The organism is Kitasatospora sp. NPDC088779 (assembly GCF_040685395.1).
GTDB lineage: Bacteria > Actinomycetota > Actinomycetes > Streptomycetales > Streptomycetaceae > Kitasatospora.
This window is the reverse complement of sequence record NZ_JBFBHW010000095.1, coordinates 1-9307: the sequence shown is the minus strand read 5'-3', so window position 1 is coordinate 9307 and position 9307 is coordinate 1. Positions and strand designations below refer to the sequence as shown.

Below are 9307 nucleotides of genomic sequence, written 5' to 3'. Positions count from 1 at the left end.
GATGACGGGACATGGCCCTGCAGTCCCGTCGCGGACATGTAGGCTATGAATCGTCGCAGTTCAGAGCCGGTGTCCGAGCTCCTGCGGTCGGTAAACTGGACGACATCAACCGGCTCCGCATGCACCGGGCCGACGACCAGGACGTGCTGGACCTGGTCCGCGCGCTGATGGGCTTCCAGGTCACCCTGATCCTGACCGGGGTCAACATCCCGGGCCTGGGCCTGCTGCGCGAGGCCAGGCGGGACGCGAGGACACGCCAGTGGGTGCTGCCGCCGCTGGAGAGCGCCCGCGTCCACGGCCTGGAGGTCACCCAGACCGAACGCCGCTTCGAGATGGTCGAGCTCGACCGCTTCCGCTACGACACGCCCCAGGCGATCCAGGACTTCACCGACCACCTGCAGGGCATCGAGGACCACCTGCGGCTGCTGAAGGCGAAGAAGGGCATGCTCACCTCGGGGACCATGCCCGAGTACCTGATGCGCCGCTCCGGCGGGGTCGTCGGGATCCTCGGCCGGCTGATCGCCGACGGCGCCCAGGAAGCCATGGACAGCGGAATGGAGAGGCTGGACGAAGCCCTCCTGGACGGGATCGTCATCGGCCGCGAGGAATCCGCGGAGCCGGCGGCCGCGCCGGACCAGGTTGCCGAACCGGCGCTGGCGAAGCCGCGGCCGGGCCGGGCACGCGGCCGCAACACGGTCTTCGACGACCACGGCCCCCAGGCCGCCCCCGCGGCGGGCTGACCGGCGACCGCCCTCCGGCCACTGCCCCGCAGCCTGGTCACGCTGCCGCAGGAGAGCCTCGCCGGCCTCTTCCTGCGGCTGAGCCACCGGCTGGACGTCGCACCCGGCGAGCTGTTCTTCCGGACCGGACTGAGCCCGCGCGAGGGCTATCCCGTCACCTCGGCCCGGCACCTGCTGTCGCTCGAACCGGGCCCGTTGTCGAGGTTGGCGCGCATCGCCAAGCTCGGCGAGGACCAGGTCGCGCGGCTGACGCTCCGTCCCCTCCTCGAGCGCTACCTGCCGTTCGCGGGCGCCCCGGTCCGCAGCGGCCAGGAACGGACGCGTTGGGTCTTCCCGCAGTGGGTCCTGGCCGGCCCCACCAACTGCTGCCCCTCCTGCCTCACCGGCGACTCCTCTCAGATCCAGCGCCGGCACGGCGGCGCCTGGAGCCTCCGCTGGCACCTGCCGGTCGTCTTCGCCTGCCTGCGGCACCAGGCGTTCCTGCGCGAGACCTGTCCGGGCTGCCGGCAGCCGATCCACGGCGGCTTCCCCGACGGCCCCCGCCAACTGGTCCCTGCCGCCGCCAGCAGCGGGCTGCATCCCGCCCAGTGCCGCAACAACCCGGGCCGCCACCGGCGCGAGCTCTGCGGCCTCCGCCTCGACCACCACGGCCACTACCCGGCGCAACCCGCACTCACCGCCGAGACCGCCGACCTGCAGAACAGGCTGCTGGCCCTGCTGGACCCGGCCGCGGCCCCCTCGAACGCCGTCAGCACGTTCTCCGACCTGCGGGCGGTCGCCGCCGTCGTGCTCGCCGCCTGGCCCAACAGCGCCGAGCCGGACATGCCGCCCGGGCTGGAGTCGGCCCTGGACGACTTCCTCGTCACGCGCGAACAGCTCATGACCCCCGAGGAGCGGACCAGGGGCTACAGCAACCGGGCGGCGTTCTCCTTCAGCACCCCCCACCCCGCCGTCGGCCACCGCCGCCCTCCTCCACCTCGCCGCCCGCTGCCTCCAACTGGAGCCCGACGCCTTCCGGGCCCGGCTGGCCGACCTGCTGGCGCACATCCCGGACCGCCGCCACCCCCGCTGGGGCAAGACCTGGAAGAAGCAGCTGACGACCTGCTCGACGACGGTCAGGACGGAGGCCACCCGTGCTCTCAACCGGCGCCTGCCGCAGACGTCCTGGCCCGACCTGCTGAACAGCAGGTCGCTGCTGCCCCTTGGCCGGCGGGACTACCGCGCCGAGAACATCCCCCAGGAGATCCCCACAGCCTGGCTCGACGTCCTCCTCGGCCGCGACCGCGCCGCCTACGCGCAGATGATCCGGGCACTACGGCGGCTGACCGCCATCCAGCTCGTCCAAGCCGCCGAGACCAGCACGACACGCGAGGCCGCCCGCTTCCTCGGCATCCCCTCGGCCTGGCTCACCGATCCGGCCAAGCGGATCCTGCCCTTCGGCCGCCTCCCCCAGCTCCGCGACGGCCAAGACCTCACCCAGGCGCTCGAACGCCTCGCCCAGCACGTCGAGAACGACCCCCACCCGATCGACTACCACGAACGCCGAAGGCGCCTCGCGACCTGGCACCTCCAAGCCGCCGACTGGGAGACCATCAAGCAGGAGGCCGACTTCGTCCCCAGGCGGCGCGGGAAATACCCCGTCCCGGACGAGCTCCTGCGCGACTGTGCGTCCGCGGTCGTCTGGGCCCAGGCCACCGGCAGCGAATGGCGCCTGGCACCGGCCATGCGGCCTCCGCTCTCCCCTCTCGGCCGCCCCGATCCGATCGGACCGGAACGCCGCGTGATCAAAGCCCTGACCACCCACGCGCCCACGCAGAGATACCGGCAGCTCATCAAGGCGCTGGCGGCACACGCCGAGATCCTGGCCCAAGCGCCGGAGGACTCTGGCCGGCGCACCCAGTAGCCGGATCGTGGCGGTGCGAGCGTTTACATCGAGCCAACCCTTGGACTTCATCCTTGGATCTACTCCTTGGCATCAACCCAAGGATTGATACCTTGGATGCATGCCAAGCAATGAGAAGCCCCGCCTCATCCCGACCGGCAAGTGCTGGTGCGGCTGCGGGAAGGATGTCGGCCTGGGCAAGTTCTTCGCCGCCGGCCACGACAAGATCGCCGAAGCAGCGCTCATGGCCCTCAAGTACGACGGGTCCGTCGCTCAGCTACTTCACGCCCACGGCTACGGCTCGCACCACTCCGTCCGCCATGCCGCCGTGACCGACCCGGACTGTTCGTGGCAGAAGTGCCCTGACTGCAACTACAGCGGCGCCCCCGCCAGCATCGCCAACCACCGCAAGAAGGACCATCCTGAGCAGCACGTCCTCGCCCAGGCGATCCGCACCCTCGGCGGCACTTGGGATCCACAACGCGCCATCAGCGCTCTGCGCGACCATGGCCACACATGGGAAGACCAACGGGCAGCGGAGAAGCGAGTCCGGCAGATCCTGCGAGACCTGTGCGCGGACGGGCTCATCGTCAAATCCGACCCTCAACGGGCTGTCTACGACCTCGTTCAGGAGTAGAGCCGGAACGCGGCGACATCCGACAGCCACCGACTGCTCGGCGCTCTGGCGGCCACCGGGCCACCCCACGGGCTGGGGACCTTGACTGGAAGTGGGTCAAGGTCCCCGGGCCCGCCCGCCGATCAAGGCGGAGAACAGTGCATTCCAGGCCGCGGCCCACGTGGTCGCCCCTATAGTTGCGCCATGGAATTCAACTGGGGCGGTTCGATCTGGGAGCTGATGCTGACGAAGCGTCCCTCCGACACACACTTCTCACAGTCGAGCACGCCCGGCGGAAAGAGCCCGCTGGCACGGGATGACGACAACATGCTCAACACGCACGCCGTGCTGTTCGACGGGGACAAAGCGGCCCTGGCGATCTTCGCAGCAGGAGCCGCAGTGGCATTTGCTGCAGTGAAGGCCGCACCGCACGTCAAGAACGGGTTGATCAGCCTCAAATCGAAGCTAAGCCGCCAGGCGGAGGAGACTGCCGACGTCGAGGCCCCTTCTCCCCTCACGGTCGTTGCAGAAGCCGAGCCACAGCAACCTGACGCCCCTCGACTCCGGGCTGTCTGACCGTCAGACCTGCGGGCGACTATTACCTACGGTCACCGCCGGCCGAACTCCCGCGCCCGTGCTCGCAAACTACCGCGCTCCGAACTCGCAAACCGGCCTGCTCCACGAACCCCCTGAACAGGGCCTACCTCTCGGCCACTCGCAAACTAGCGTGCTCCGTCACAGTGTTGAAGAGGGGTGTCCTGTGGCAAATGATCTTGATTGGTGGCAGGGGAAGCGGTGCTGGCGGAGTGCGCCGGCCGCCGCCGGATCAAAACGCGTCGCTCCGGGCTGGAGCGGTTGGCTACGCTCGCGCCATGGAGCGGGACGAGGCACTGGAACCGCTGCGCCGGGTGCTGCTGGAGCGCGACCTGGGCGGCTATCCGGGGACGGTCTCCGCGGCGGTGGAGGCTGCGCGGGCGGCACTGGCCGGCGGGGCGGACACCTTGAGCTTATGGGAGCTCGGCGCGCTGTCCGAGTCGGACGCTCTGGAGGCGCACCGACTGCTGGCCGAGCTGGAGCAGGAATTCTGGCCGGTGCTGCGGCTGCCCACCACCGTTGAGGGCCGCGACCGGGCGCTGGCCCGGTACTGCCTGCGGGACCTGCTGGACGGCCGCCTCGACCCTTTGCTGGCGGCCGAGCGGATCGGCTTTGAGCTGTGCCCCGTCGACGACCCCGGCTCGCCGCTGCGGCCGGTCCGCGGATGGCTGTATCGCGCGGAGGACCAACAGGAGTGCTGCGGCGGGCTGACGAAGGATCTGGTGGCCGAACTGCACGACCTGGCCGCCCAGCTACTGGCCGGTCCACTGTCCTGACGGCCGGGTCCCGATAGTGCTTCCCACCCCCGACCCCCGGATGCCATCGACTGGCGGCAAGGGCCCGGTGTGCGGCGGCTCCGCACTCGTTCGCGTCCGGCCGTTTTCGGGAAACCGCCCCCGGCATAGTCGGCGCTCTGGCATGCTCACCCGAATGCGGCAAGGCTCCCGGTGACCAGAGCCTCACACAGCGTCAAGTCGAAACCCGGGGTGGGCAGTGCAAATCAGCGCGACGGTGGTCCTCGCGATCGTCATCATCGCCCGCCTGCGGCGCACCACCCACGCCCGCAGCCGCGTCGACGAGGCGTTCACCGTCTTCACCGCCGTCGTCTTCGGCGTCCTGATCGCCGCCACCGCCTGGGGCCACGCCATCCTCCAGCTCGTCGGCATCGCCGTCGACGCCACCCACTGACCACTCCCCCGGCCAGTAGAGGAACCCCGGAAGGACACCGACGTGCACAGGACCGGAGCAGAACATGGCTAGCCGCAGGCCGCCAGCACGGCGGCGCCAAGGACGCAGGCCCGCGCGCCGCGACGACGCCACCTGGCTCGCCTACGCCCTGCTGGCGCTCCTGGCGCTCAGCACCGCGGCCGCCGTCCTGCGCTGGCTGGCCGCGAACTGGTGGATCCCCGCCGCCGCCGTCCTCACCGTCGGCACCGCCGCCGCGGTCGTCCTGCGACACCGCGCGCTGGCGGCGCGCGAGCACCGGCTGCGCGCCGCCCAGCTGCGTCTGGCGCTCAGCGGTCCGGGCGGGATCGACCACATGACACCGGACGCGTTCGAGTACGCGGTGCGCGACCTGCTGCAGCGCGACGGCTGCCATGCACGGAAGGTCGGAAGGGCCAACGACCAGAGCGTGGACGTCCTCGCCGAGGACCCGGCGGGCCGGCGCTGGGCCGTGCAGTGCAAGCACTAGCAGGACCCGACCGGCGGAAGGCCGGTGGGCGTCGGCGTCCTGTACGCCCTCGCTGGCACCTACCAGCGCGCCCACCGAGCCCATGTCGCCGTCGTCGTCACCAACGGCCGCTTCTCCCGTGAAGCCCACCGCTGGGGCGCCGAGTACGGCATCCAGCTCGTCGATCGCACCGCCCTCGCCCGCTGGGCAGCTGGCAACCAGCCACTCTGGGACGTCCTACCCCGCATCCCCGCGCCTCGCAGCGGCCACCACCACTGACCCCGCGTCCGACTACTCTGCGTACACAGGCGTGAGGGTGCATGTGCAACCGGCGATGTCACGGCGGTGACGGGAACTCGGCCCGTGAACGGCTGCCCACCGGCTCGGGAGTGCGGCACGGCGCCCGGGCACCGAGGGCCGCGAGCATCTGGTCAGGGCAATGGCACGGCGTGAAGGCAGACATGGCAGCCGGGCCCCGGCAACGCGGTGAGCGGCCGGGCCACCTCTCCTTCGATCGCCACCCGGAATGCGCCCGCCTCATCTGCGTACACCAGTTCCCCGGCAACGGTGTACGCGCCGGTGAGGTGGACGACGACGACCTCGGGCGGCCCATGCCGGCCGGGCGGGCCGGGCAGGGTGACCGCGTAGCGCTGGGGTCTGTCCATCGGTTGCCTCGCCTCATTCGGTGTGCGGTTGGGTGCTTGCCAGGGCGGCGCGGAGCTTTCCGCGCTGGCGGGCCGGGTCCGCGCGACCGAACAGCAGGGCGTAGCCGCGGGGCAGGTGGACGAGGAGGCGGTCGGTGAGGGTGTCGTTGGTGAGGGTGGTGAGGGCGGCCAGGACGGAGGAGGCGTCCCAGCGGGCGGCGGTGAGGCTGGTGCCCAGGGTGCGGGCGAGGCTTTCGACGAAGGCGGGGGCGGTGACGGGACGGGGCAGGGGGATCTGGGCGGCGAGGACGGCGCGGGCCCGCTCGGGCAGGGCTGCGGCGAGGTCACAGCGTTCGTCGCCGGTGAGCTGGGATCCGAGGAGGGCCAGGACGGCGTCGAGGGCGCGTTCGGCTTCCTCGTCGGTGGGGTAGCGGCCGAGGTTGCGGACCTGCTGGAGGAGGTGGCGGTAGCGGGTCATGACCGTGGGGCCTTCCAGGGCTGGCCGCTGGGCGGGCCGGCGGCGTGTGGGGGGTGGTCAGGGCCGTGTCCCTGTGGTCGGGCGGTCGAACAGCAGGTCGTAGCCGGGTGGCAGCTGGAGCAGGACCTGGTCCATGAGGTCGTCGCCGGCGGCGTCGGCCACTGTGGACAGGACGGCGCCGATGTCCCACAGGGCCGTGGCTTCGGTGGCGCCCTCGATCCAGGCCGCGGTCGCGCGCACGAACCGCTCGGCGTTGAGGGGCTCGGCGGCCTGCAGCGGGTTGAGCAGGATCAGGGCCATGGTCTCGGGCAGTCGGGCGGCCAGTTCGGCCCGCACCTCGCCGACCAGATGGGCGCCGAGCAGGGCCAGGACCACCCGGGCGGCCCGCTCGGCCTCCTGCGGGCTTGTCGTACTCACCGCGCTCCCGGACCTCTTCCAGGAACGCCTCCCATCGAAGCGTCATCGCGGTTCTTCCTCCGTCCCAAGGTCCGGCGCGCCCGGGTGACCTCAAGGCTCGACGGCCAGGCGCCGGTGCAGCCTGGTCAGCTTGAGCAGCCGCATCACGCAGCGGCCGGCCCCGCGCAGGACCAGGCGGGCATCGCACCGGTCGGCCTGGTTGCGGGCTCGGACCAGGGCGCCCAGGCCCGCGCAGTCCATGAACGTCACCTCTGACAGATCCAGCACCACCTCCCGGTGCGACTCGAGCGCGGTGGCCAGAGCACGGCGCAGCGAGGGTGCGGTGTCGAGGTCGATCTCGCCGTGGGCTCGCACGATGAAGGGCTGGTTGCTGTGGCCGTTCATGGCGTTTCCGCGTCGCTGCGGGTAGGCCGGTCCGGGCGAGGCCGGCCCGGCGGTCGGGGGGTGTTCCGGCCGCCCCTGTCGATCGAGGGGGGAGAGATCGGGAGCGGCCGGAACGGCATCGGGGAACGGGTCAGGCCTGGATCTGCTTGCGGCTTCCGCTGTGGCTGATCTCGATCTTGCGGGGCTTGGCCTTCTCGGCGACCGGGATCTTCAGGGTCAGCACGCCGGCGTCGTAGTCGGCGGTGATCCCGGCGGGGTCGAGGGTGTCGGAGAGCATGACCTGGCGGGAGAACACGCCGAGCGGGCGCTCGGACAGCTCCCACTTGGTGCCCTCGCCTTCCCGGCGCGGGCGGCGCTCGGCCTTGACGGTCACCATGTTCCGCTCGATGTCGATGTCGATCGCGTCCGGGTCGACCCCCGGCAGGTCGAAGCAGATCACGTACTCGTCGCCGGCCCGGTAGGCGTCCAGCGGCATCGGTGTCGGACGCGACCAGGTGCCGGTCGTGTTGAGGAACTGCTGGGTCAGCCGGTCCAGCTCGCGGAACGGGTCAGTGCGCAGCAGCATTGCGAAACACCTCCACTGATCGAATGGGTGCCAGTGCGCTTCACCTGACTCCTTTCTAGCGCGTCATCCATCCGATGACAAGTTTCCATGTCGCCTATAGAGTGACTTCATGAGCGAGAAGTCCCGCAGAGCCGCCCCCGACGCCTCCCCGCCAGCCGAGCCCGTCTCGTTCCTGGCGGCCGCGGCGGCGCTGGCCGCCATCGACGACGCTGTCCGCACCGCCCAGAACTCCGTGTCCCGGCCGCCGACCGCCCCTGACGAGCAGGAAGGCCCCGAGCAGGCCCTGGCCGCACTCGTCCTGCTGCGCGAACTGCGCGGCCAGCTCGCCGGCTGGGAAGCCGGCCTGGTGGAGAGCGCCCGGGAGGCCGGCGCCACCTGGGCCGACCTCGCCCACCCGATGGGCGTCGCCAGCCGCCAGGCCGCCGAGAACCGCTACCTGCGTCTCAAGCCCGCCGCCGACGCTTCGCGGTCCGGTACCGGCGCCGAACGGGTCAAGGCCGTCCGCGACCGGCGAGCCGCCGACCGATCGGTCACCGTCTGGGCCCGCGACCACGCCGCCGAGCTGCGGGTCCTCGCCGCCCAGATCACCACGGCCGCACTCGCTCCCGACGCCCGTCCCGCCCAGACCGCCCTGACCGCCGCCCTCGGCGCCACCGACCCCGCCGACCTCATAGAGCCCCTCGCCGCCATCCGTCCCCACCTCGGCACCGGCCAGGGCGACCTCGCCACCCGCCTCGACACCCTCACCCACCACACCACCCAGCTCCGCGATGACAGCGACCGACGCCGCACCTGACCCTGCAACCGCCGCCGAAAGACGCTGGCAGGACCTCCTGGACCGGATCCACGACCTCGAAGCACGAGTGGCCACCACCACGAGCACCGTCAACGCCGCCCTCGACCACCACCTCGCCCGGCTCAACGCCCGGGCCAGCTGGTCGGCTGGGCGAAGAAGTACCTGAACCTCACGGTCAAGACTGTCAGCCGACCCAAGGACGCGAAGGGGTTCGTGGTCCTGCCCCGCCGCTGGGTGGTCGAATCGCCGACCGGATCACCTTCCGCTGCACGCTGATCCAGACCGGCACCGAGTCCTACCGCTACCAGGCCACCCAGGAATCCCTCCTCACCGCTCAGAGCTGACAACCCGCCAGGCAGCACGAAGGACTGGCCCCCACCGATGGCTGGCTCTGAGAGGGTGTTCGATACCGATTTAGGCTGCCGCGAGAGGTTTCGGGCGGAGGTATTGCCCGATTTTGTCGGGGCTGGCGGTCAGGCGGTTGGTCATGGAGTTGACCATGGCCCAGTGGATCATCGA

Annotated in this window: 12 protein-coding genes and 4 pseudogenes; 11 read left to right on the top strand and 5 right to left on the bottom strand. The window is 71.1% G+C overall.

The window, feature by feature from the left end; genetic code table 11:
- Positions 1 to 119 precede the first annotated feature (119 nt).
- The 8 genes and pseudogenes from AB0P03_RS40170 to AB0P03_RS40135 all read left to right on the top strand — a co-directional run bounded on the left by AB0P03_RS40170 (position 120) and on the right by AB0P03_RS40135 (position 5783).
- Positions 120 to 740 carry a hypothetical protein gene (locus AB0P03_RS40170; protein ID WP_363633669.1) on the top strand — a complete coding sequence of 207 codons (621 nt, stop codon included), beginning with the start codon at positions 120 to 122 and terminating at the stop codon, positions 738 to 740.
- 21 nt (positions 741 to 761) lie between these two features.
- Positions 762 to 1211, top strand: a pseudogene (locus AB0P03_RS40165) (TniQ family protein); the annotation flags it as partial.
- Positions 1212 to 2040: 829 nt separating this feature from the next.
- Positions 2041 to 2643: a hypothetical protein gene (locus AB0P03_RS40160; RefSeq protein WP_363633667.1), complete on the top strand. Its 603-nt coding sequence runs from the start codon at positions 2041 to 2043 to the stop codon at positions 2641 to 2643.
- A 100-nt stretch (positions 2644 to 2743) separates the two neighbouring features.
- Positions 2744 to 3259 carry a hypothetical protein gene (locus AB0P03_RS40155; RefSeq protein WP_363633665.1) on the top strand — a complete coding sequence of 172 codons (516 nt, stop codon included), beginning with the start codon at positions 2744 to 2746 and terminating at the stop codon, positions 3257 to 3259.
- A 183-nt stretch (positions 3260 to 3442) separates the two neighbouring features.
- Entirely contained in the window at positions 3443 to 3814 is a 372-nt protein-coding gene (locus AB0P03_RS40150) for a hypothetical protein (RefSeq protein ID WP_363633664.1), read from the top strand.
- 296 nt (positions 3815 to 4110) lie between these two features.
- Entirely contained in the window at positions 4111 to 4608 is a 498-nt protein-coding gene (locus AB0P03_RS40145) for a hypothetical protein (protein WP_363633663.1), read from the top strand.
- Positions 4609 to 4825: 217 nt separating this feature from the next.
- Complete coding sequence (locus AB0P03_RS40140; RefSeq protein ID WP_363633661.1) at positions 4826 to 5020, top strand: hypothetical protein; 195 nt, start codon at positions 4826 to 4828, stop codon at positions 5018 to 5020.
- Between the two features lie 64 nt (positions 5021 to 5084).
- A pseudogene (locus AB0P03_RS40135) lies at positions 5085 to 5783 on the top strand (restriction endonuclease).
- A 152-nt stretch (positions 5784 to 5935) separates the two neighbouring features.
- On the opposite strand, the gene AB0P03_RS40130 reads toward AB0P03_RS40135, so the two are convergent.
- The 5 genes and pseudogenes from AB0P03_RS40130 to AB0P03_RS40110 form a co-directional block, all read right to left on the bottom strand.
- Positions 5936 to 6169, bottom strand: a complete 234-nt coding sequence (locus AB0P03_RS40130) for a DUF6296 family protein (protein WP_363633660.1) — start codon at positions 6167 to 6169, stop codon at positions 5936 to 5938.
- 13 nt (positions 6170 to 6182) lie between these two features.
- The gene (locus AB0P03_RS40125; protein WP_363633658.1) at positions 6183 to 6626 is read right to left on the bottom strand and encodes a DUF2267 domain-containing protein; all 444 of its coding nucleotides are present in this window, start codon (positions 6624 to 6626) and stop codon (positions 6183 to 6185) included.
- A gap of 57 nt (positions 6627 to 6683) precedes the next feature.
- Positions 6684 to 7089, bottom strand: a pseudogene (locus tag AB0P03_RS40120) (DUF2267 domain-containing protein).
- Between the two features lie 44 nt (positions 7090 to 7133).
- Entirely contained in the window at positions 7134 to 7427 is a 294-nt protein-coding gene (locus AB0P03_RS40115) for an STAS domain-containing protein (protein ID WP_363633656.1), read from the bottom strand.
- A gap of 130 nt (positions 7428 to 7557) precedes the next feature.
- Entirely contained in the window at positions 7558 to 7992 is a 435-nt protein-coding gene (locus AB0P03_RS40110; RefSeq protein WP_363633654.1) for an Hsp20/alpha crystallin family protein, read from the bottom strand.
- Between the two features lie 109 nt (positions 7993 to 8101).
- Here AB0P03_RS40110 and AB0P03_RS40105 point away from each other — a divergent pair, with 109 nt between their 5' ends.
- The 3 genes and pseudogenes from AB0P03_RS40105 to AB0P03_RS40095 form a co-directional block, all read left to right on the top strand.
- On the top strand, positions 8102 to 8788 hold the full coding sequence (locus tag AB0P03_RS40105) for a type III effector protein (RefSeq protein WP_363633653.1): 687 nt from the start codon (positions 8102 to 8104) through the stop codon (positions 8786 to 8788).
- Positions 8763 to 8954: a hypothetical protein gene (locus tag AB0P03_RS40100; protein ID WP_363633651.1), complete on the top strand. Its 192-nt coding sequence runs from the start codon at positions 8763 to 8765 to the stop codon at positions 8952 to 8954. The genes AB0P03_RS40105 and AB0P03_RS40100 overlap by 26 nt, the downstream gene beginning before the upstream one ends.
- Positions 8921 to 9031: pseudogene (locus tag AB0P03_RS40095) on the top strand (IS5/IS1182 family transposase); the annotation flags it as partial. The gene AB0P03_RS40100 and the pseudogene AB0P03_RS40095, both read left to right, overlap by 34 nt.
- Positions 9032 to 9307 lie beyond the last annotated feature (276 nt).